Here is a 21,101-nt window from a genome sequence, read left to right on the forward strand (position 1 = left end):
CAATCCCGGGACCGGGGCAGTTTCCGGCCAGAAACCCTAACCGTTGATGACCTGGGGGACGCCGAGGGCCTTGAGGCCTTCGACGCCGAACTCCACCCCGTAGCCGGACTGTTTCGCGCCGCCGAAGGGGATGCGGGGGTCCACGGCGCCGTGCCGGTTGATCCACACGGTGCCGGCCTGGATGCGGGCTGCGACGTCGCGGGCGGCCTTCAGGTCCGCGGACCAGACGGAGGCGCCCAGTCCGACGTCGAGCCCGTTCGCCATCTCCACCGCTTCGTCGATGGTGCTGTAGCGGATGATCGGCAGGGCCGGGCCGAACTGTTCCTCGGCCACCAGCGGGTTGTCGTTGTCGATGTCCGCCACCAGGGTGGTGGGGTAGAAGTAGCCGGGCTGGCTGGTGTCCGGGTTGCCACCGAGCAGGACGCGTGCTCCGGAAGACTTGGCCGCCTCCACAAGGGTGGCCACGACGTCGTACTGGGCTTTGTTCTGCAGCGGTCCCAGGACGTTGTTCTCGTCCAGGCCGTTGCCCATGGGCATCTGCTTGGCGACCGCCACGAGCTCGTCACAGACGGAGTCGTAAATGTCGTCGTGGACGTAGAGGCGCTTGAGCGCGGCGCAGGTCTGGCCGGTGTTCAGGAACGCACCCCAGAAGATGTCCGTGGCGATGGCCTTGGGGTCGGCGTCGGGCAGGACGATGCCGGCGTCGTTGCCGCCCAGTTCCAGGGTGAGCCGCTTGACGGTGTCAGCGGAGGACTTGATGATGGCGCGGCCGCCGGCGGTGGAGCCGGTGAACATGATCTTGCCGATCGCCGGGTGGTCGGTGAGGCGGGCGCCCACTTCGCGGCCGCAGGACACCACGGACAGGATGCCTTCGGGGAGTTCCTCGTTGAGGACCTTGACCAGCGCCAGCACGGAGAGCGGGGTGTTGCCGGAGGGCTTGACGACGACGGCGTTGCCCATGCGCAGGGCCGGCGCCAGTTGCCAGACAGCGATCATCATGGGCCAGTTCCACGGGCCGATCGCCCCGACCACACCGATGGGCCGGTAATGCAGTTCGGCGCGGGTCTCGCCGTCGTCCACGATGGTTTCCGGTTCCAGCGGCAGGCCGGCGGTGGCGCGGAGCCACGCGACGCAGGCGCCGACTTCGAAGCGGGCGTTGGGGCCGTTCAACGGTTTGCCCTGCTCGCGGGAGAGCAGCTGGGCGAGTTCCTCGGCGGAGCGTTCGACGGCGTCGGCTGCTTTGAGGAGCGCGGCGGACCGGGCGTCGTGGCCCAGGGCAGCCCACGCGGGCTGGGCGGCGGCGGCGGCGGACACGGCACTTTCCAGGTAGTCGAGTTCGTGGATGGGGGCTTCGCCCACAGCTTCGCCGGTGGCCGGGTCAAAGATTGTCCGGCCGGAGCCGGCGGCGGGGGCAACGGACGCGAGAAGCGCATCATAGGTTTCCAAGGGATACTCCACTTCGAGTAGGCAAGGACGCCAGCCGGTCGGCGTAGCGGGTTACCCCCAGTGTGGTTGGCAACCCGGTCGAGGTTCTTGTCTTTGTGCGCAGGACAGTTGTGCAGGAGCGAATGCTGCCGCGCCCACCCTGGCCCACTTTCCACGGGCATCGTTCAAGGCCTTGTGAAAGCGTTTTCTATCTGCTTGAATCGATTCATCTTCGGGGAGGCGCCCAACCCTGTTCCACCAATGCTGGGGTGGTTGGGGCGCGGGGGGCCCGCGGGTGTGCCATGAATCGACATACAAAGGAGTCATGTCCGTGAAAAACACGAAGCGTGCAGCTATGGCCATCGCCGGTGCCTGCGTGTTGGGGGCCTTGGGCGTCACAGCCCCTGCCCATGCGGCCCCGGTGGATCGAACGCAGGATTCGGCCCTGTCAGTGCTCGGTGCGCTGAAGGTGGCGGCCGCGGATGCCCACGCCTATTTCATCTCGCCAGCCGGAAATGACAGCAATCCTGGGACGCAGGATGCCCCCTTCAGGACTTTGATGAAGGCGCAGTCGGCAGCGGCCGCGGGAGACGTGGTCTACATCCGCGGCGGCACCTATAACCAGTTCGACATTCCCGAAACCAACAACCCGTTCGAAGATGTCTACCACTACGTCAATGACATCAATAAGAGCGGGATCACCTACTCCGCATACCCGGGGGATCCCCGGCCCGTCTTTGACTTCAGCGGGGTGCCCACCGACCAGCGCGTCGCCGCGTTCTATGTGGAAACACAAGTGACCGACGTGAACTTCGTCGGATTCGATGTAACGGGCGTCAAGGTTGGCGACCAAAAGCAGTCCGAGGCCTTCAGGATTGCCGGTGGCGCCAACTTCATCAACATGGCTGCCCACGACAACGAGGCGATCGGGTTCTACTACACACTGGACGGAACCGGGGTGGTGCTGAACAGCGATGCCTACAACAACATCGGTCCCACCGCCCGGTCGGCGGGCAACACGGATGGGTTCGGTGCCCATGGAAAGAACGTGTGGTTCATTGGTGACCGGGCGTGGCACAACAGCGATGACGGCTTCGACAGCATCAATTCCCTAGGGCGGGTTACCTACGTCAACGACTGGTCCTTCGGCCACCACGGCAACCAGAACGGGGTGGGTGACCAGAACGGGTTCAAGGTTGGGGGATATGCCTACCGCACCGACGGGCTGCCCCAGCCTCTTCCGCTGCACACCGTGATCAACTCCCTGGCCGCCGACAATGGCGCCAACAACTTCTATGCCAACCATCAGCCGGGCCAGTCGGCGTATTGGCTCAACAACACCGCGTACAAACCGGGCTACGGCTCCAACTTCAACATGCTGGAACGCGTAAGCCCCACGAGTGCGGACAACATTGCCGGGTACCGGGAAGTCCTGCATAACAACGTGGCCTACACCGGTGCCCTGACGTCCAACGACAACACCCCGGCAGCGAACGAGGCGAACAATTCGTGGACGGTCAACGGTGGTCTCGCCATGGCTGCGGAAGACTTCCAAAGCGTCGACCTGCAGCAACTCACGGCTCCCCGCAAAAAGGACGGCGCCCTCCCCGATGTCTCATTCCTGAAGCCGGTGGCCGGAAGCGAGCTCCAGAAGTATGGCCTGGGCTACCTCGCTGACCAGGGCGACCCCTACGCAACCCTGCAGAAGCTGGTGGGTGTCTACGCCGATTCGGGTGACATCGACAACCCGGGCCTCCGGGACAGCCTCGTGACCAAGCTTGCGGACCACGCCCCGGCAGCCTTCATCCAGGAGCTCAACGCCCAGGCGCAAAAACACATCAGCGTCTATGCCGCAGACACATTGATTCTGGTGGCGAACACCTTGACCAGCTAGGAGCTGCTTCCCCGACAGTATTAAACAGCCGGCCGGGGCGCACTGTGCAGGTGCACCCCGGCCGGCTGTTGATCCATGGCAGCCCTAGACCCCGCTGGTGGCCTTCGAGACGGTTGCGGCCCCGGCCCGGCGTTTGTCGAACACTGTGGCGCCCACCTCCTGCTCGGCCTGGTTGTTGATGCCAAGGTCGATGCCTTTGCGCTCCCGGATGGCCAGGACTGCGCCCAGTGACACGACGGCGACAATCAGCAGGTAGACCGAGACGGAGACCGTGGTGCCTGTGGCCTGGACCAGGGCCGTGGCGATCATTGGCGCGAAAGCCCCGCCGATGATGGCACCCAGTGCGTAGGAAATGGCCACACCGGAGAACCTGATGGATGCGGGGAAGAGTTCACTGTAGAGAGCCGCCTGCGGGCCGTAGGTCAGGCCCAGGCCCACGGTGAACAGCGCCAGGCCCAGGAACAGCGCCCAGATGTTGCCGGTGTTGACCAGCCAGAAGAGCGGGAAGACGGTGGCGATCAGGCTGCAATAGCCGATGACGTAGGTCTTCTTCCGGCCGATGCTGTCTGCAAGGAAGCCGGCCGCCAGCGTGAAGATGAACCACAAGGCGCCGGAGGCCGTGACGGCAAGCAGCACCTCGGTACGGTCCATGGCCAGGCCCTTCGGATTGGTGGCGTAGCTGAGGATGTACCCGCCGGTGGTCATGTAGCCGGCAGCATTGTTACCGGCGAAAACCAGGGCGGCGATGATAACCAGCAGCCAGTGCTTCTTGAACAGTTCCACCACGGGCACCCGGGTCTGCTGCTTCTTTTGCGCGATTTCCTCGAACACCGGGCTTTCCTCCACGCTGCGGCGCACCACGAAGCCCACGATGATCAGCACGAAGCTGAGCAGGAACGGGATCCGCCAGCCCCACTGGACAAAGGCGGCACCGGGGGAGACGACGCCGGACATCAGCGCCAGGACCCCGGATGCCAGCAGCATGCCCAGGGGAACGCCGAGCTGCGGGAAGGAGCCGAAGAGGCCGCGTTTGTTCCGCGGTGCGTGTTCCACCGCCATGAGGACGGCGCCGCCCCATTCGCCGCCCGCGGAGATGCCCTGCAGGATGCGCAGGAGCAGCAGGAGGATGGGGGCCACGATGCCCGCCGTCTCGAACGTGGGCAGGACACCGATCAGCGTCGTGGCCGCACCCATCATGATCAGGGTCAGGACCAGCATGGCGCGCCGGCCCAGCCTGTCGCCGAAGTGGCCCGCCAGGAAGGCCCCGAGCGGCCTGAAGAGGAAGCTCAGGCCCACCGAAGCGAATGAGATCAGGATGCCGATGTCGTTTCCGGCGGGCTCAAAGAAGAGCTTGGCGAACACCAGGCCGGCGGCGTTGGCGTAGATGAAGAAGTCATACCACTCAATGGTGGTGCCGATGATCGTGGCAAATGCCACGCGCCGGTCCGTTGCCGCCCCATTCGCCGCCCGCGGAGATGCACTCATGGTGTTTCCTTACTGTGGGACACGTCGGTGTGTCAGTTGGCGTAGGGGTCTGCGATGCCGATGTATTGGGTGGTGGTGTATTCGGCGATGCCTTCGGAGCCGCCTTCGCGGCCGAGGCCGGATTGTTTGACGCCGCCGAAGGGTGCTGCGGCGTTGGAGATGACGCCGGCGTTGAACCCGACCATGCCGAATTCGATCTGCTCCGCCACACGAAGGAGGCGGTTGAAGTCGCGGCTGTAGAGGTAGGACGCGAGCCCGTATTCGGTGTTGTTGGCGAGTGTGATGGCTTCTTTGTCAGTGGTGAAGGTGGTGATGGGGGCGACGGGTCCGAAGATTTCCTGGCGCAGGATCGCAGCGTCGTTGGGGATGTTGGCCAGGACGGTGGGCTGGTAGAAGTAGCCGGGCCCGTCCACGGGGGCGCCGCCGGTGACGGCCACGGCTCCGGCGTCGACTGCCGCTGATACCAGGGCGTGGACGTCGTCGCGGGCGCCGCCGTCGATGAGCGGCCCGACCTGTGTGCCGGGGTGGGTGCCGCGGCCGGTGGTCAGGGCGCCCATGGCGGTGGCGAACTTGCGGGTGAATTCCTGGGCGACGGTTTCGTGGACGAGGAAGCGGTTGGCTGCGGTGCAGGCTTCGCCCATGTTCCGCATCTTCGCCGCCATGGCCCCTTCGACGGCGGCGTCGAGGTCGGCGTCCTCGAAGACGATGAAGGGGGCGTTGCCGCCGAGTTCCATGGAGGTCCGCAGCACGTTCTGCGTGGCGTCGGCCATGAGCCGTTTCCCGACCGGGGTAGAGCCGGTGAAGGAGACCTTCCGGAGGCGGGAGTCCTTCAGCAGCGGCCCGGAAACCCCTGAGGCGGAGGAGGACGCGACGACGTTGAGGACCCCGGGCGGGAGGCCGGCGTCGAGCATGGTCTGCGCGAAGTACTGGGCCGTGAGAGGGGTCAGCTTCGCAGGCTTCAACACCATGGTGCAGCCGGCGGCCACTGCCGGGGCGACTTTGCGGGTGGCCATGGCCAGGGGGAAGTTCCAGGGGGTGATGAGCAGGCAGGGGCCGACGGGTTTGTGCTGGACCAGGATCTTGTTCTTGCCCTCGGGGGTGGTGAGGTAGCGGCCGTAGTCCCGGACGGTTTCTTCGGAGAACCAGCGGAGGAACTCCGCCCCGTAGGTGACCTCGCCGCGGGCCTCGGCCAGGGGTTTGCCCATTTCGAGGGTCATCAGCAGGGCGAAGTCCTCGACCCGTTCGGTGACCAGGTCAAAGGCGCGGCGCAGGATCCCGGACCGTACCCGCGGCGCGGTCCGCGCCCAGGACGCCTGGGCAGCATCGGCTGAATCCAGCGCAGCAATAGCGTCGTCGCTGGTGGCTGAGGCGAGGGTGGCGAGTACCTCCCCGGTGGCGGGGTCGTGCACATCGAACGTGCCGCCGTCGGACGCCTCGCGCCACTGACCGTTGATGAGCAGGCCGGTAGGGACGGAAGCCAGGAGCGAGGCTTCATGCTCCGGCGAGAAGGCAGGGGAGATCGCAGAAAGTGTCATCAGAAGTCCTTGGGAAGGGAAAGTCAGTAACTGGCGGGGGTGCCGCCGTCGGCAGGTTTGATGTACTTGGCGGCGAGGGCTTCGGAGCCGCGGGCGAGGAGGGCGACGTCGGCCCCAACCAGGATGAAACCGGCACCGTTCGCGAGGTAGTACGTGGCGGTGTCCGGGTTGAAGGCGTTCACCCCGGCGGGCTTTCCGGCCGCCCTCGCGGCGGACAGGCAATGGTCGACGGCGGCACGCACCTCCGGGTGTTCCTGCTGTCCCAGCAGGCCCATGGAGGCGGCGAGGTCTGATGGGCCGATGAACACCGCGTCGACGCCGTCGACCTTTAGGATGTCCTCGACAGCCTCGACGGCGGCGGTGGATTCGATCTGGACGGTGACGCTGATGGTCTCGTTGGCGCGGGCCAGGTAGTCGGGGACCCGGTTCCAGCGCGCGGCGCGGGCCAGGGCGGACCCCACCCCGCGGACTCCCTGCGGCGGGTAGCGGGTGGCCGCCACCGCGGCTTCCGCCTCTGCCACCGAGTTGACCATGGGGACCAGCAGGTTCTGCACGCCAAAGTCCAGGTACTGCTTGATCATTACGGTGTCGTTCACGGGCGGCCGGACCAGGGTGTGGACCGGGTAGCCGTGGACGGCCTGGAGCTGGGCCAGGATGGATTCGAGCCCGTTGGGGCTGTGCTCGGCATCCACCAGGAGCCAGTCCAGGCCGGACCCGGCGCACAGTTCCGCGACCAGCGGGCTGCCGGAACACACCCACATACCTGCCAGCGGGCGGTCCGCCTGGGCCAACGCGGACCGGAAGGTGTCCTCTACTCGAAACGGCATGTCACGCTCCCCAGGGGTCCGTAGTCGGCGTGGACGGTATCGCCCTTGTAGACCCACATGGGCCGGGTAAAGGACCCGGCCAGGATGATGTCCCCGGCCTTCAGGGCGTCGCCGTGGGCGGCGATCTTGTTGGCCAGCCAGTGGACCCCATTGGCGGGATGGTCCAGGACGCCGGCCGCCACTCCGGTTTCCTCCACGGTCTGGTTCTTGTACAGGATGGCGGAGACCCAACGAAGGTCCACGGTGTCCGGCTTCACCGGGTTGCCGCCGATCACCATGGCACCCATCGCGGCGTTGTCCGAGATGGTGTCCACGATGGTCCGGCCCTCCATCTCGATCCGGGAATCCAGGATCTCGAGGGCCGGAACCACGTAATCGGTGGCCTTCAGGACATCGAAAATGGTCACGCCCGGGCCTTTGAGTCCATCCTTTAATACGAACGCCAGCTCCACCTCCACCCGCGGATGGGTGTACTTGTCCCACTCCACGGAGCAGCCGGTCTCCAACACCATGTCATCGAAGATGGCGCCGTAGTCAGGTTCGGTGATGCCGGTGGCGGCCTGCATCGCCTTGGACGTGAGGCCGATCTTGCGCCCCACCAGCGTCCGGCCGGCGTCCTCGTTGCGGCGGCGCCACAGCTGCTGCACGGCGTAGGAGTCCTCCACCGTCATCTCCGGATAGCGGGCCGTCAGGCGGGGAACAGGGGTGCGGGTCCGGCCGGCTTCCACCAGCTCGTCCGCGATGGCCTCAATCGTCTTTGGCTCCAGCATGGTCAGACCTGGACTCCCAGCTTGAAGCCCTCAGCGGCTTCGCCTTCGGGCTTGCGGGTGTAGGAGAAGCCGTCGGCGCCCACGGTCACGGCCATCTCGGACTTTTCCTCGCGGACGATGACCGGCTGGGGGTTGCCGTCCAAGTCCAGGACCAGGGAGGCTTCGGTGTACCAGGACGGGACCACGGGGTTGCCCCACCAGTCGCGGCGCTGGTTGTCGTGGACGTCCCAGGTGATGGTGGGGTTGTCCGGGTCGCCGGTGTAGTAGTCCTGGGTGTAGATCTCGATGCGGTGCCCGTCCGGATCCAGGATGTAGAGGTAGAAGGCGTTGGACACGCCGTGCCGGCCGGGGCCGCGTTCGATCCGGTCGCTGATGCGCAGGGCGCCCATCTTGTCGCAGATCTGGATGATGTTGTGCTTCTCGTGCGTGGCGAACGCGACGTGGTGCATGCGCGGGCCGTTGCCGCCGGTCAGGGCGGTGTCGTGCACGGTCTGCTTGCGGTGCATCCACGCGGCGTAAGTGACGCCGTCGGAATCCTTGATGTCCTCGGAGACGCGGAAGCCCAGGTCCTCAAGGTACTTGCGGCCGCGCGGGACGTCCGGGGTGACCTGGTTGAAGTGGTCCAGGCGGACCAGTTCGCCGGCGGAGTACAGGTCGTAGCGCTGGGTGAGGCGCTCCACGTGCTCCACGTCGTAGAAGAACTCGTAGGGGAAACCCAGGGGGTCCTCGACCCGGACTGAGTCGCCGACGCCCTTGGTGAACCCTTCTTTGCGGCGCTCCACCCGGCAGCCGAGTTCGCGGTAGTAGGCCTCCGCGGCGTCCACCTCGGCGGGGGACTTCACGCGGTAGGCGAAGGCCGCGACGGCGGCGATGGGTCCCTTGCGCAGCACCAGGTTGTGGTGGATGAACTCCTCAAGGGACCGCAGGTAGATCGCATTGTCGTCCTCTTCGGTGACATGCAGGCCCAGGACGTCAACGTAGAACTCGCGGGACCTGGCGAGGTCCGTGACCACGATTTCCATGTAGGCGCAGCGGACGATGTCCGGAGCCGGGACGGTGGGGGTGGGGACGAAGTTGGTCATTGGAGTCTCTCTTCTTTGAAAGGGGGCGTGGAAAGTACGACGGCGGCCGGCTGGCTTAGGCGCCGAATTTGGGGGTGTGGACGGTGCCAAGGGTGATGTGCACGGCTTGCTGGTCGGTGTAGAAGTCGATGGAGCGGTAGCCGCCTTCGTGGCCCAGGCCCGAGGCCTTGACGCCGCCGAACGGCGTGCGCAGGTCGCGGACGTTGTGGCTGTTCAGCCACACCATGCCGGCCTCCACGTTCTGCGAGAAGTTGTGCGCGCGGGTCAGGTTCTGGGTCCAGATGTAGGCAGCCAGGCCGTACTTGGTGTTGTTCGCCAGGGCGAGGGCTTCGTCGTCGTTCTCGAACGGGGTAATGGCCACGACCGGTCCGAAGATCTCCTCCTGGAAGATCCGGGCGTCGGGTGCGACGTCGGCAAACACGGTGGGTGCGATGTAGTTGCCTTCCGGCAGGTGGTCGGGGCGGCCGCCGCCGGCGAGGAGCCGGCCTTCGGACTTGCCGATCTCCACGTAGGAGGCCACCTTTTCGTAGTGCTCCGGGTGGACCAGGGCGCCCACCTGGGTCTTGGGATCGTGCGGATCGCCCACCACGATGTTCTTGGCCCGGGCGGCGTACTTTTCGCAGAATTCGTCGTAGATGGCGCGTTCCACGAGGATGCGCGAGCCGGCGGTGCAGCGCTCGCCGTTGAGGGAGAAGACGCCGAAGAGGGCGGAGTCAATGGCGGCGTCCAGGTCGGCGTCGGCGAAGACGACGCAGGGGGACTTGCCGCCGAGCTCCATGGAGAGGCCCTTGAGGTTGGTGGCGGCGTTCCGGAAGATCGTCTGGCCGGTGGTGGTCTCCCCGGTGAAGGAGATCAGCGGGACGTCCGGGTGCTTGACCAGGGCGTCCCCTGCTTCCTCGCCCAGGCCGTTGACCAGGTTGAAGACGCCGTCGGGCAGGCCGGCGTCCTTGAAGATGGTGGCCCACAGGGAGGCGGAGAGCGGGGTGAACTCGGCCGGCTTCAGGACCACGGTGTTGCCGGTGGCCAGGGCCGGGGCCAGCTTCCAGGATTCGAGCATGAACGGGGTGTTCCACGGGGTGATCAGGCCGGCCACGCCGATCGGCTTCCGGTTCACATAGTTGATCTGGGAGCCGGGGACCTTCATGGCGTCGTCGAACTGGGCCACGATGAGGTCCGCGAAAAAGCGGAAGTTCTCGGCGGCGCGGAGGGCCTGGCCCTTGGCCTGGGTAATCGGCAGGCCGGTATCGAAGGTTTCGAGTTCCGCGAGGCGGGCTTCCTTGGCTTCGACGGCGTCGGCGATCCTGTTCAGGACGCGGGCACGCTCGCGCGGCTTCATCTTCGGCCAGGGACCGTTCACGAACGCTTCGCGGGCTGCGGCGACGGCGAGGTCGATGTCTTCTTTCTGGCCGGCGGCGGCGGTGGCGTAGTTCCGGTTGGAGACCGGGTCCAGGACGTCGAAGGTCTTGCCGCCCACGGAGTCAACGAACTGGCCGTTGATGTAGTGCTGGATGTGGGTGGGCAGGTCCCCAGGGACGTGGTGCTTGGCGGTTTCTACTGAGGTCGTCATCGTTGAAGTCCTTACTGGTGCTTGGCTTGGGCGAGATATGCGTCAAGGGTGGCGGCCCGGTGCTGGCGGGCGGCTTTTTCGATCTGCTCCGCGTCGGCTCCGGTTTCAATGAGCTTCAGCAGGTTTTCGTGCTCGTCCACGGAGTCGCGGGCGCGGCCCGGGACGAAACGGAACGTGGAGGACCGGAGTGCGGCGAGCCTGTTCCAGCCGCGGTGCACCAGGTCCAGGATGTGCGGGTTGGGGCAGTGCTCGAACAGGACGCTGTGGAAGTCCTGGTTGAGCTGCGTGAACCGGACCGGGTCGAAGTGGTCCAGGCATGCGCGCATCTCCTCGTTCACGGCGCGGGCCCGGGCCACGGCCGCGGGATCGATCAGCGGGGCGGACAGCGCGGTGGCTGCGCCCTCCACGATGCTGAGGGTCTGCATCGTGTACAGGTACTCGGTAGGGTCGATCCCCGCGACGGTGGCGCCCACGTTGCGTTCGAACGTCACCAGGCCCTCTGCTTCGAGCCGGCGGATGGCTTCGCGGACCGGGACCACGCTGAACCCCAGGTCCTTGGCGATGGAGCCCAGGACCAGCCGGTAGCCGGGGGTGTAGGCGCCTTCCACGATCCGGGCCTTGACGGCCTGGTAGGCCTGCTCGGACTTGCTGCCGGCAACCATGGTGGCCTCACTCATTGTTGCCTGCCCATTCCTTGTACCGTGCCTGCCATTCGGAGTTCATGGGGTAGAGGCCGTCAACGCTGTTGCCCTGCTTGACCATCTCGAAGATGAAGGTCTCTTCCTTTTCCTGCTGGATGCAGTCCGCCACCAGTTCTTCGGCGATGGCCGGGGGGATCACCAGGATGCCGTCGGAATCGGCCACGATGATGTCGCCGGGCTGCACGGTGGCACCGCCGCAGGCGATGGTGATGTCCGTGTCCCACGGGATGTGGCGGCGCCCCAGCACCGCGGGATGCGGGTTGGCGAAGTAGGTGGGCATCTCCAGGCCGGCCACGGCGGAGTAGTCGCGGACGCCACCGTCGGTGATGATGGCCGCGGCGCCGCGGACCTGGGCCCGGAGGGCCAGGATGTCGCCCACGGTGCCGGTTCCTTTTTCACCGCGGGCTTCCATCACCAGGATTTCGCCCTCGTTGACGGAGTCGATGGCCTTCTTCTGGGCGTTGAAGCCGCCGCCGTGCGTTTTGAACAGGTCCTCGCGGTTGGGAACGTAGCGGAGGGTGCGGGCCACGCCCACCACCCGGCGGTCCGGGCGGGTGGCCTGCAGCCCGTCGATGCTGACGTTGTTCAGGCCGCGCTTGCGCATTTGGGAGGACAGGGTGGCGGTGGCGACGGACTCGAGCTTGGCCTTCAGTTCCGGGGTGAGGACGGGTTCGACGGCGGCGAGGCCCGCTGCTTCACGGGACCCGTAGGCTTCCTCCCGCTGCAGGTCATCGACCTTGGGTTGGGCACCAAAGTCCGCGAACGCCGTCGTTCCCTGCTCCACGGTGGTGGCCAGGCGTCCGGTGGTGAGACTGCCATCAAGCGTGCCCACCTCAACCTCCAGGACGTCGCCGGGTGCGGCAACGGAGGCGCCGGCCGGGGTACCGGTGAGGATGATGTCGCCCTCCTCGAGGGTGAGGAGCTGGGAGAGGTCCGCAACGAGCCGGGCGAACGGGAAGAGCAGGTCTTCGGTGGTGTCGTCCTGGACCAGGTCCCCGTTGTGCCAGGTGCGGATGCGCAGTTTGGAAGGGTCGACGGCGTCTGCCGGGATCAGTGCCGGGCCCACCGGGGTGAACCCGTCGCCGCCCTTGGACCGGAGGTTGGAGCCCTTGTCCGCGTAGCGGAGGTCGTAGACGCCGAGATCGTTGCTGGCGGTGACGGCTGCGACGTGGCTCCAGGCGTCCTCGATCGAAACGCGGCGGGCGGCCTTGCCGATCACCAGGGCGATCTCGCCCTCGTAGCCGAGCAGTTCGCAGCCGGCGGGCCGCTCCACGGGGCTTCCGCCCAGTGCCAGCGAGCTGGAAGGCTTGAGGAAATAGGACGGCTGGGCCGGGGTGCGGCCCCGCTGTGCCGCCCGGCTGGGGTAGTTGATGTGCACTGCGACCACCTTGCGTGCTGCCGCCAGGGTGTCGCCGTTGACCTGCTCCAAAGCCATCTCCTCATCAGGTACGAAATCGTATACGATCACTATTACCCATCCCGAGCTAGTCGTCAACCCCCGGTTTTCCGGGCTTTTGGCGGCTGGGCCGACGGTACTTGTCGCCCGGATCACATCGAGCGTACAGTTGAAACCAAGTTTCTAGTTTTCGATTATCGAACCTTGTGTTCTCATATGGAACACAGTCCCGGCGATAGCCATCCACAACGAAGTGAGGAAAGCCCGTGCAGTTCCACCACCACGGATACGTATCCGGTGACCCGCGAGTCCAGCCGGCGGCCGGCGTCGGCCTTAACCGCCCCGAGGAACTTCCCGACGAAGTGGACGTCCTCATCGTGGGTACCGGACCTGCCGGCATGCTCGCCGCGGCCCAGCTGTCCATGTTCCCCAGCGTGACCACCCGCATCATCGAACGTCGTCCCGGCAGGCTCGCCATCGGGCAGGCTGACGGCATCCAGGCGCGCAGCGTGGAGACGTTCCAGGCCTTCGGCTTCGCGGAGCGGATCATCGCCGAGGCGTACCGCATTACCGAAATGGCCTTCTGGAAGCCGGATCCCGCCAACCATGCGAACATCATCCGGACCGCCCGGGCCGTGGATGACGAGATGGGCATCAGTGAGTTCCCGCACCTGATCGTCAACCAGGCCCGCGTGCTCGACTACTTCGCCGAGTACATGGCCAACGCTCCCACGCGGATGAAGCCTGACTACGGCTATGACTTCCAGGGACTGACGGTGACCGGTGAAGGCGATTACCCGGTGACGGTGACGCTCCGGCACACATCAGGCCCGAATAAAGGCCAGGACCGTGTTGTCCGCGCGAAGTACGTCGTGGGAGCGGACGGTGCGCGCAGCAAGGTGCGCCAGGCCATCGGCTGCACGCTCGCCGGTGACCAGGCCAACCATGCCTGGGGCGTCATGGACGTGCTTGCCGTCACCGACTTCCCGGACATCAGGACCAAGTGCGCCATCCAGGGTGCCGAAGGCAGCATCCTGCTGATCCCGCGCGAAGGCGGCCACCTGTTCCGCATGTACGTGGACCTGGGCGAAGTGGACCCCGCCAGCCAGCACTCGGTCCGCGAGACCACCATCGAGCAGATCATCGCCAAGGCCAACGCGATCCTCCACCCCTACACGCTGGACGTCCGGAACGTGGCATGGCACAGCGTGTACGAGGTGGGCCACCGGCTTACGGACAGGTTTGACGACGTCCTGCCGGCCGAGCGCGGCACGCGCACCCCGCGGGTGTTCATCACCGGCGATGCCTGCCACACCCACAGCGCCAAAGCCGGCCAGGGCATGAACGTGTCCATGCAGGACGGCTTCAACATCGCCTGGAAGCTGGGCCACGTGCTCGAAGGCCGCAGCCCCGAGAGCCTGCTCACCACGTATTCCGAGGAACGGCAGGTGGTGGCCAAGAACCTCATCGACTTCGACAAGGAATGGTCCACCATGATGGCCAAGAAGCCGGAGGAGTTCGAGCACCCCTCCGACCTTGAGGACTTCTACGTGCAGACCGCCGAATTCCCGGCCGGCTTCATGACGCAGTACACGCCGTCCCTGATCGTTGGCACCCCTGACCATCAGGACCTGGCCGCCGGGTTCCCGGTGGGCAAGCGCTTCAAGTCGGCCCCCGTGGTCCGGGTGGGGGACACCAACCCCCTCCACCTGGGCCACCACGCCACCGCTGACGGCCGCTGGCGGATCTACGTCTTCGCCGATCCCGCCCTGCCGGGCACCAGCTCGGCAACGGACAGGCTGGCGGACTGGTTCGCGAAATCGCCGGAGTCCCCGCTGGCCGCGACGCCCGCCGGCGCCGACCCTGACGCGTGGTTCGACCTGAAGGTCATCTACCAGCAGCCGCACACCGCCGTCGACATCAATGCCGTGCCCGCCGTGTTCAAGCCGCTGGTGGGGCCCTTCAAGCTGACCGACTACGAGAAGGTGTATGCCACCGATCCGAAGGCTGACATCTTCGACCTTCGCGGCGTGGACCGTTCCGGAGCTGTGGTGGTGGTCCGTCCGGACCAGTACGTGGCCAACGTGCTGCCGTTGACGGCAACCACGGAACTCGGCGCGTTCTTCGCGCCCGTGTTGAAGGCCGCCCCCGCGGCGCCGCGTCAGGCGGTGGCGGCTGCGGCCCGGTAGTCGGCCGCGGCGTACACGCCGAGGATCCGTACCTCGGTGGTGAAGAAGTCCAGTTCCTCGAGGGCCAGCTTCAGCGGCAGGTCCTCGGGGTGGCCTTCGACGTCGGCCATGAACATGGTGGCGGCGAACTCGTTGCCCACCATGTAGCTTTCCAGCCGGGTCATGTTCACGCCGTTGGTGGCGAAGCCGCCGAGTGCCTTGTACAGGGCGGACGGGACGTTGCGGACGCGGAACACGAAGCTGGTGACGGCCGGACCGGGAAGTTCGTCCTTGGCCGGAAGCGCCTTTTCTCGGGCCAGGACCACGAAGCGGGTGGTGTTGGAGGGATCGTCCTCCACCCGGGAGGCCAGGACCTCAAGTCCGTAGATCTGGGCTGCCAGCGGCGGCGCGAGCGAGAGTTTGCGGGGATCGTTCCACTCCGCCACTTCCCGGGCGGACCCGGCGGTGTCGCCGGCGATGACGGGCTTGAGGCCATGGTCGCGGATCAGCTTCCGGCACTGGCCCAGGGCGTGGATGTGGCTGTGCACCTCGGTGGCGCCTTCGATGGTGCTGCCCGGGATGCCCAGCAGGTCGAAGTGGATGGGCAGGAAGTACTCGCCCACGATCTGCAGGCTGGACTGCGGCAGCAGGATGTGGATATCAGCCACCCGCCCGGCGATCGAGTTCTCGATGGGGATCATGGCGAGCTCCGCCTCGCCGCTTGCCACCAGCTCAAAGGCATCCTCGAAGCTGGCGCACGGCACGCTCTCCATGTCCGGGAACATTTGCTGACACGCGATGTTGGAGTTGGCGCCGGGCTCACCCTGGTACGCAATCTTGGAGGCCATGATCCGTATGGTTTCACGCCCCGGCGCCAGGTCCCAATTACTGCGGCGTAACGCGCAGCCAGAGGTATTGCCGGGGCAGGAGGGTGACGCCGTCATCCAACTGCAGGGCTGCTTCGGAGAGAAGGTCGACGGCGGCAGGGGAGAACCCGCTGAACGTTTCCGCCGGGAGGGTCTGGGCGGAGTCGCTGAAGTTGGCCAGGACCAGGATGATGGGGCCGCCCTCCGTCGCACCCGGACGCTGGTAGCCGAGCACTGCGCGGTTGTTGGTGCCGAAATCGATCAGCGTGGTCCCCGCCAGTCCGGGGGTGCTGATGCGGACCTCGATCATCCGCTTCAGCCCGGCGTATACCGCGCCTTCCGCTGTGGCCGGGTCCAGGCGGCGGGCGTACTGCTCCGCGGGGAAATGCGGCCGGTGCACCCACCGGCTGTCCTCCTCGTGGCCAGGTTCCGAGGCGTAGGCGTAGTCGTTGACCTGCCCCACCTCGTCGCCCAGGTACAGCAGCGGGACGCCGCCGGTGCTGAAGGGCACCGAATGGGCCAGGAGGATCCGTTCCACCGCCTCGGCCGGGTCAACCTCCATCCCGCACAGGGACGCCGTCGTGCCTGAAATCCTGCAGTCGCCGGTCTTGGGGTTGTCCTGGAAGGGGACGCCGCGGGCAAAGCTGCCGGGAAACCGGTTGACGTAGAAGGAGTTCAGGAAGCGCCGGTGGTCGAAGCCGTTGATGCCCAGTTCGGCCGCGTCCTCGTCCGCGAAGGTCCAGCCGATGTCGTCATGGCTGCGGACGTAGTTCACCCACGCGGTGCCGGCCGGGATGTTGTGCCGCCGGTGCAGTGCCTGGGCCAGGAGCGACACATCCCGCGTCGCCAGGGATTCCCAGATGAGCGCCATCTGCAGCGGGTTGTAGGAAAGCTGGCATTCCTTGCGGTCGATGTAGAGCGCCACCTCGTCCGGGTGCACGATCGCCTCGGACTTGAACAGCAGCGACGGCGCCGCCAGCCGGCACACCGTGTTGAACGCCCGGAGCAGCGTGTGCGCCTGCGGGAGGTTCTCGCAGGGGGTGCCCAGCTGCTTCCAGATGAACGCCACCGCATCCATCCGCAGGATGTCCACGCCTTGGTTGGCGAGGAACAGCATCTCGGCAGCCATGGCCCGGAAGACCTCCGGGTTGGAGTAGTTCAGGTCCCATTGGTAGGTGTGGAACGTGGCCCAGACCCAGCGGCCATCATCCATCCGGATAAAGGATCCGGGGTGGTTTTCCGGGAAGATTTCGCGCACGTTCGCTTCGAAGGCGTCCGGCATGGTCCGGTCCGGGAAGATCCAGTAGTAGTCGCTGAACTCCGGATCCCCCGCCGCGGCTTTGCGTGCCCACTCGTGCTCGTCCGACGTGTGGTTGAAGATGAAGTCCACCACCAGGCTGATCCCGTTGTCCCTCAGTTCCGCTGCCAGGGAGCGCAGCTGCTCCATGGTGCCCAGCTTCGGGTTCACCTCACGGTAGCTGGAGACCGCATACCCGCCATCCGAGTGTGGTTCCGGCGCCAGGAAGAGCGGCATGAGGTGCAGGTAGGTGAGGCCAAGCTCCCTGAAGTAAGGGATGCGCTTCCGGACCCCTTCCAGGCTTTCGGCATAGCGGTCCACGTAGCAGACGCCGCCCAGCATCCGGTTGGACTGGAACCAGTCCGGGTTTTCCTCCCGCCCGGCGTCCAGGACCTTCAGCTCCGCCGCCCGTTCCTGCCAGGACCGGGCGCTCTGCACCACCAGCGCAGCGAGCTGGTCCAGCCAGTCCGTCCGGTCACCGTACAGGGAATGGAAAAGGCTGCGGAGCGTGGGGAAGTGCTCATCGAGCCGCCGGTCAAAGTCCGGATCCGGGCGCAGCCCCCTGCTGCTCTCCGCCGCCAGCACCGCCAGGACATGCCGCCGGGCTTCTTCGTCCTCGTTGACCAATCCCTGCATGTCCGCCTGTCCCTCCCGAACTTCCCGCCGGAACATTCGGCGGCGCCTGTACGGAAGTATTCCACGTCACATGCGGGCGGCGCCTGTTGGCGCGGGCTGCCTAAAGCACGTTGCGGATGGCCTGCTCGAAACTGGTGACATGCTCCAGGGCGAGCTTGCCGGCCCGGTCCGCGTCGCCGTCGGCCACTGCCTCCAGCAGTTCAACGTGCTCGGCAATGTGGGACGCGACGGACTGTACTTTTTCCAGCACCATGCACCAGATGCGCGTGGCCAGGTTGTCGTAGCGGATCAGGACGTCCTCGAGGTGCGCATTGGCGGCGGCCCGGTAGATCAGCCGGTGGACCTTGATGTCGTACCGCATGAGGTCGTAGGCATCGTCGTCATCGCCCATGGTGGAAATCGCTGCCGCGGTTTCGCGGATTTCCGTCCGCAGTGCCGGCGTAGCCAGCTTGGCGGCGCGGCGGGCGGCCAGAGGTTCCAAGGACTCGCGCAGCTCTGAGACGTCTGCCAGTTCAGTGATGTCGACGATGGTGGCGAACGTTCCGCGGCGGGGATAGGACACCACCAGGTGGTCGCTTTCCAGCCGCTTGAGGGCTTCCCGGACCGGCGTGCGGCCGATCCCCAGTTCGGCGGCCAGCTTGCCGTCGTTGATCGCCTCGCCCGGCCTGATGTCCAGCATGATGAGCCGGTCCCGGAGGTGCCGGTAGGCCTGTTCGGAGAGTGAGAGGTCCCCGTCGCCGGCCAGGTGGTTCTCTAATGTGACGCTCATTTCGAGCCTTCCCAGGAGTGCTATTGACGTCCAAGTGATCTGGAACATACTATTACGACAGTTCTAATATATCAGTTACAGATCAGTTATAGGTCAGTAACTCCGAAGGGCTCAGAAGGAGAACAATGCAGGACGTACTGAACGCCTCGCTCGCCACGGTCGACGCCGACGTCGCCGCCGCTGTGGCACAGGAACTGCACCGCCAGCAGTCCACCCTGGAAATGATTGCGTCGGAGAACTTTGCTCCGACCGCCGTGATGGAAGCCCAGGGCTCGGTGCTCACCAACAAGTACGCCGAGGGATACCCGGGCAAGCGCTACTACGGCGGCTGCGAGCACGTGGACGTCATCGAACAGCTCGCCATTGACCGCGTGAAGGCACTGTTCGGTGCCGAGTTCGCCAACGTGCAGCCGCACTCCGGCGCCCAGGCCAACGCCGCCGCCATGTTCGCCCTGCTGAACCCGGGCGACACCATCCTGGGCCTCTCCCTGGCCCACGGCGGACACCTCACCCACGGCATGAAGATCAACTTCTCCGGCAAGCTCTACAACGTGGTTCCCTACCACGTCCGCGAGGAAGACCTTCGGATCGATATGGCCGAGGTGGAAGCGCTGGCCCTGGAACACAAGCCCAAGCTGATCGTTGCCGGCTGGTCCGCGTACTCCCGCCAGCTGGACTTCGCCGAGTTCCGCCGCATCGCGGACCTCGTGGGCGCGTACCTGATGGTGGACATGGCCCACTTCGCCGGCCTGGTAGCCGCCGGGCTGCACCCCAACCCCGTCCCGTACGCGGATGTGGTCACCACCACCACCCACAAGACCCTGGGCGGCCCCCGCGGCGGCGTCATTCTGGCCAAGGAAGAGTACGCCAAGAAGATCAACTCCGCCGTCTTCCCGGGCCAGCAGGGTGGCCCGCTGGAGCACGTTGTCGCCGCCAAGGCCGTGGCCTTCAAGCTCGCAGCAGCCCCCGAATTCAAGGAACGGCAGGAGCGCGTACTGGAAGGCGCCAGGCTGCTGGCCGACCGCCTCCTCCAGGAAGACGTCGCAGCCGCGGGCATTTCGGTTGTCAACGGCGGCACCGACGTCCACCTGGTCCTGGTGGACCTCCGCAACTCCGAACTGGATGGCCAGCAGGGTGAGGACGCGCTCCACCAGATCGGCATCACGGTCAACCGCAACGCCGTCCCTTTCGACCCCCGCCCGCCGATGGTTTCCTCCGGCCTCCGGATCGGCACTCCCGCCCTGGCCGCCCGCGGCTTCGGGGCCGCCGAATTCACCGAGGTTGCGGACATCATCGCCACGGCTCTGATCGCCTCCGCCGGCACGGGCACCCTCCCGGGGGACACCGCCGTCGGACTCCGCGCACGCGTGACCGCCCTGGCCGAAAAGTTCCCCCTCTACCCGCACCTCTCCGCCGACGCCAACCTGGCCGGCATCGAGGCAGACCTGATTGGAGCCGCACAGTGAGCGCCCCGCACCTTCCTGAGCACCCGGACTTCCTCTGGCGGAACCCGGAACCCAAGTCCTCCTACGACGCCGTGATCGTCGGCGGCGGCGGCCACGGCCTGGCCACCGCCTACTTCCTGGCCAAGAACCACGGCATGACCAACATCGCCGTCCTGGAAAAGGGCTGGCTGGCCGGTGGCAACATGGCGCGGAACACCACCATCATCCGCTCCAACTACCTCTGGGACGAGAGCGCCGCCATCTACGAGCACGCCCTCAAGCTCTGGGAAATCCTGCCCGAGGAACTCGAGTACGACTTCCTGTTCAGCCAGCGCGGCGTGATGAACCTGGCCCACACCCTGGGCGACGTGCGGGAAAGCATCCGCCGCGTCGGCGCCAACAAGCTCAACGGCGTGGACGCGGAATGGCTGGACCCGCAGCAGGTCAAGGAACTCTGCCCCATCCTGAACATCCGCGACAACATCCGGTACCCCGTCATGGGCGCCACCTACCAGCCCCGCGCCGGCATCGCCAAGCACGACCACGTGGCCTGGGCCTTCGCCCGCAAGTGCGACGAAATGGGCGTGGACATCATCCAGAACTGCGAGGTGACCGGCTTCCTGAAGGACGGCAACCGCGTCGTGGGCGTCAAGACCAACCGCGGCACCATCAACACCGAAAAGGTGGGCCTGGCCGCCGCCGGCCACAGCTCCGTCCTGGCCGAAATGGCCGGATTCCAGCTCCCCATCCAGTCCCACCCCCTGCAGGCACTGGTCTCGGAACTGCACGAGCCCGTCCACCCCACGGTGGTCATGTCCAACCACGTGCACGTCTATGTCTCCCAGGCGCACAAGGGCGAACTGGTCATGGGCGCCGGCGTGGACTCCTACAACGGCTACGGCCAGCGCGGCTCGTTCCACGTGATCGAGCAGCAAATGGCGGCCGCCGTCGAGCTCTTCCCCATCTTCGCCCGGGCCCACGTGCTCCGGACCTGGGGCGGGATCGTCGATACCACCCTGGACGCCTCACCGATCGTGGGCCTGACCCCCGTGGAGAACATGTTCGTGAACTGCGGCTGGGGTACCGGCGGGTTCAAGGGAACCCCTGCCGCGGGCATGACCTTCGCCCACACCATTGCCACCGGCGCCCCGCACCAGCTGAACAAGCCGTTCTCGCTGGAACGCTTCGAAACCGGCGCCCTCATCGACGAACACGGCGCTGCCGCCGTGGCCCACTAG

At 66.2% G+C, this 21,101-nt stretch carries 16 protein-coding genes; 4 read left to right on the top strand and 12 right to left on the bottom strand.

The genetic code is table 11. The features are described from left to right. Positions 1–36: 36 nt before the first annotated feature. Positions 37–1,446, bottom strand: coding sequence for an aldehyde dehydrogenase family protein (locus NIBR502771_RS06975; protein WP_141159098.1), 1,410 nt, complete (start codon positions 1,444–1,446; stop codon positions 37–39). Positions 1,447–1,756: 310 nt separating this feature from the next. On the opposite strand from NIBR502771_RS06975, the gene NIBR502771_RS06980 reads away from it, so the two are divergent. Next, the gene (locus NIBR502771_RS06980; protein ID WP_210411351.1) at positions 1,757–3,319 is read left to right on the top strand and encodes a DUF1565 domain-containing protein; all 1,563 of its coding nucleotides are present in this window, start codon (positions 1,757–1,759) and stop codon (positions 3,317–3,319) included. An 84-nt stretch (positions 3,320–3,403) separates the two neighbouring features. Here the strand turns inward: NIBR502771_RS06980 and NIBR502771_RS06985 are convergent, their stop codons facing one another. From NIBR502771_RS06985 to NIBR502771_RS07020, 8 genes are read right to left on the bottom strand one after another with little or no spacing between them, the layout of a single operon-like run. Then, positions 3,404–4,804 carry an MFS transporter gene (locus tag NIBR502771_RS06985; protein ID WP_141159099.1) on the bottom strand — a complete coding sequence of 467 codons (1,401 nt, stop codon included), beginning with the start codon at positions 4,802–4,804 and terminating at the stop codon, positions 3,404–3,406. Between the two features lie 32 nt (positions 4,805–4,836). Beyond that, positions 4,837–6,339 carry an NAD-dependent succinate-semialdehyde dehydrogenase gene (locus NIBR502771_RS06990; RefSeq protein WP_141159100.1) on the bottom strand — a complete coding sequence of 501 codons (1,503 nt, stop codon included), beginning with the start codon at positions 6,337–6,339 and terminating at the stop codon, positions 4,837–4,839. A gap of 23 nt (positions 6,340–6,362) precedes the next feature. Then, a complete protein-coding gene (locus NIBR502771_RS06995) occupies positions 6,363–7,166 on the bottom strand; it encodes an HpcH/HpaI aldolase/citrate lyase family protein (RefSeq protein WP_210411353.1) in 804 nt (267 codons plus the stop codon). After that, the gene (gene hpaH / locus NIBR502771_RS07000) at positions 7,151–7,936 is read right to left on the bottom strand and encodes a 2-oxo-hept-4-ene-1,7-dioate hydratase (RefSeq protein ID WP_141159101.1); all 786 of its coding nucleotides are present in this window, start codon (positions 7,934–7,936) and stop codon (positions 7,151–7,153) included. Before hpaH ends, NIBR502771_RS06995 begins: the two co-directional genes overlap by 16 nt. 2 nt (positions 7,937–7,938) lie before the next feature. Beyond that, a complete protein-coding gene (gene hpaD, locus NIBR502771_RS07005; protein ID WP_141159102.1) occupies positions 7,939–9,018 on the bottom strand; it encodes a 3,4-dihydroxyphenylacetate 2,3-dioxygenase in 1,080 nt (359 codons plus the stop codon). Positions 9,019–9,073: 55 nt separating this feature from the next. Continuing rightward, positions 9,074–10,585: a 5-carboxymethyl-2-hydroxymuconate semialdehyde dehydrogenase gene (gene hpaE / locus NIBR502771_RS07010; protein WP_141159103.1), complete on the bottom strand. Its 1,512-nt coding sequence runs from the start codon at positions 10,583–10,585 to the stop codon at positions 9,074–9,076. 11 nt (positions 10,586–10,596) lie between these two features. Then, the gene (locus tag NIBR502771_RS07015) at positions 10,597–11,262 is read right to left on the bottom strand and encodes a GntR family transcriptional regulator (protein WP_141159104.1); all 666 of its coding nucleotides are present in this window, start codon (positions 11,260–11,262) and stop codon (positions 10,597–10,599) included. Beyond that, positions 11,255–12,721, bottom strand: coding sequence for a fumarylacetoacetate hydrolase family protein (locus tag NIBR502771_RS07020; RefSeq protein WP_141161450.1), 1,467 nt, complete (start codon positions 12,719–12,721; stop codon positions 11,255–11,257). Before NIBR502771_RS07020 ends, NIBR502771_RS07015 begins: the two co-directional genes overlap by 8 nt. Positions 12,722–12,948: 227 nt before the next feature. On the opposite strand from NIBR502771_RS07020, the gene NIBR502771_RS07025 reads away from it, so the two are divergent. Continuing rightward, complete coding sequence (locus tag NIBR502771_RS07025) at positions 12,949–14,871, top strand: FAD-binding monooxygenase (RefSeq protein ID WP_141159105.1); 1,923 nt, start codon at positions 12,949–12,951, stop codon at positions 14,869–14,871. Here the strand turns inward: NIBR502771_RS07025 and NIBR502771_RS07030 are convergent. The 3 genes from NIBR502771_RS07030 to NIBR502771_RS07040 all read right to left on the bottom strand — a co-directional run bounded on the left by NIBR502771_RS07030 (position 14,844) and on the right by NIBR502771_RS07040 (position 18,418). Further along, positions 14,844–15,698, bottom strand: a complete 855-nt coding sequence (locus NIBR502771_RS07030) for a prephenate dehydratase (RefSeq protein WP_141159106.1) — start codon at positions 15,696–15,698, stop codon at positions 14,844–14,846. The two genes, NIBR502771_RS07025 and NIBR502771_RS07030, sit on opposite strands and share 28 nt — an antisense overlap. Before the next feature lie 37 nt (positions 15,699–15,735). Further along, complete coding sequence (locus NIBR502771_RS07035; RefSeq protein WP_141159107.1) at positions 15,736–17,649, bottom strand: amylosucrase; 1,914 nt, start codon at positions 17,647–17,649, stop codon at positions 15,736–15,738. A gap of 100 nt (positions 17,650–17,749) precedes the next feature. Next, complete coding sequence (locus NIBR502771_RS07040) at positions 17,750–18,418, bottom strand: GntR family transcriptional regulator (protein ID WP_141159108.1); 669 nt, start codon at positions 18,416–18,418, stop codon at positions 17,750–17,752. Between the two features lie 125 nt (positions 18,419–18,543). On the opposite strand from NIBR502771_RS07040, the gene glyA reads away from it, so the two are divergent. Further along, positions 18,544–19,884 (top strand): serine hydroxymethyltransferase, encoded by a 1,341-nt coding sequence (gene glyA, locus NIBR502771_RS07045; RefSeq protein ID WP_141159109.1) that lies wholly within the window; start codon positions 18,544–18,546, stop codon positions 19,882–19,884. Beyond that, positions 19,881–21,101, top strand: a complete 1,221-nt coding sequence (locus NIBR502771_RS07050; protein WP_141159110.1) for a sarcosine oxidase subunit beta family protein — start codon at positions 19,881–19,883, stop codon at positions 21,099–21,101. The genes glyA and NIBR502771_RS07050 overlap by 4 nt, the downstream gene beginning before the upstream one ends.

It is taken from the genome of Pseudarthrobacter sp. NIBRBAC000502771, from assembly GCF_006517215.1.
Classification (GTDB): domain Bacteria; phylum Actinomycetota; class Actinomycetes; order Actinomycetales; family Micrococcaceae; genus Arthrobacter; species Arthrobacter niigatensis.

Excerpts from the sequence above, each read along its gene's own strand:
- NIBR502771_RS07020 (WP_141161450.1), bottom strand. The coding sequence starts at position 12,721 with ATGGCTTTGGAGCAGGTCAACGGCGACACCCTGGCGGCAGCACGCAAG.
- hpaE (WP_141159103.1), bottom strand. The coding sequence starts at position 10,585 with ATGACGACCTCAGTAGAAACCGCCAAGCACCACGTCCCTGGGGACCTG.
- NIBR502771_RS07015 (WP_141159104.1), bottom strand. The coding sequence starts at position 11,262 with ATGAGTGAGGCCACCATGGTTGCCGGCAGCAAGTCCGAGCAGGCCTAC.
- NIBR502771_RS06995 (WP_210411353.1), bottom strand. The coding sequence starts at position 7,166 with ATGCCGTTTCGAGTAGAGGACACCTTCCGGTCCGCGTTGGCCCAGGCG.
- NIBR502771_RS07040 (WP_141159108.1), bottom strand. The coding sequence starts at position 18,418 with ATGAGCGTCACATTAGAGAACCACCTGGCCGGCGACGGGGACCTCTCA.
- hpaH (WP_141159101.1), bottom strand. The coding sequence starts at position 7,936 with ATGCTGGAGCCAAAGACGATTGAGGCCATCGCGGACGAGCTGGTGGAA.
- NIBR502771_RS06990 (WP_141159100.1), bottom strand. The coding sequence starts at position 6,339 with ATGACACTTTCTGCGATCTCCCCTGCCTTCTCGCCGGAGCATGAAGCC.
- NIBR502771_RS07035 (WP_141159107.1), bottom strand. The coding sequence starts at position 17,649 with ATGCAGGGATTGGTCAACGAGGACGAAGAAGCCCGGCGGCATGTCCTG.
- NIBR502771_RS07030 (WP_141159106.1), bottom strand. The coding sequence starts at position 15,698 with ATGGCCTCCAAGATTGCGTACCAGGGTGAGCCCGGCGCCAACTCCAAC.
- NIBR502771_RS06985 (WP_141159099.1), bottom strand. The coding sequence starts at position 4,804 with ATGAGTGCATCTCCGCGGGCGGCGAATGGGGCGGCAACGGACCGGCGC.
- glyA (WP_141159109.1), top strand. The coding sequence starts at position 18,544 with ATGCAGGACGTACTGAACGCCTCGCTCGCCACGGTCGACGCCGACGTC.
- hpaD (WP_141159102.1), bottom strand. The coding sequence starts at position 9,018 with ATGACCAACTTCGTCCCCACCCCCACCGTCCCGGCTCCGGACATCGTC.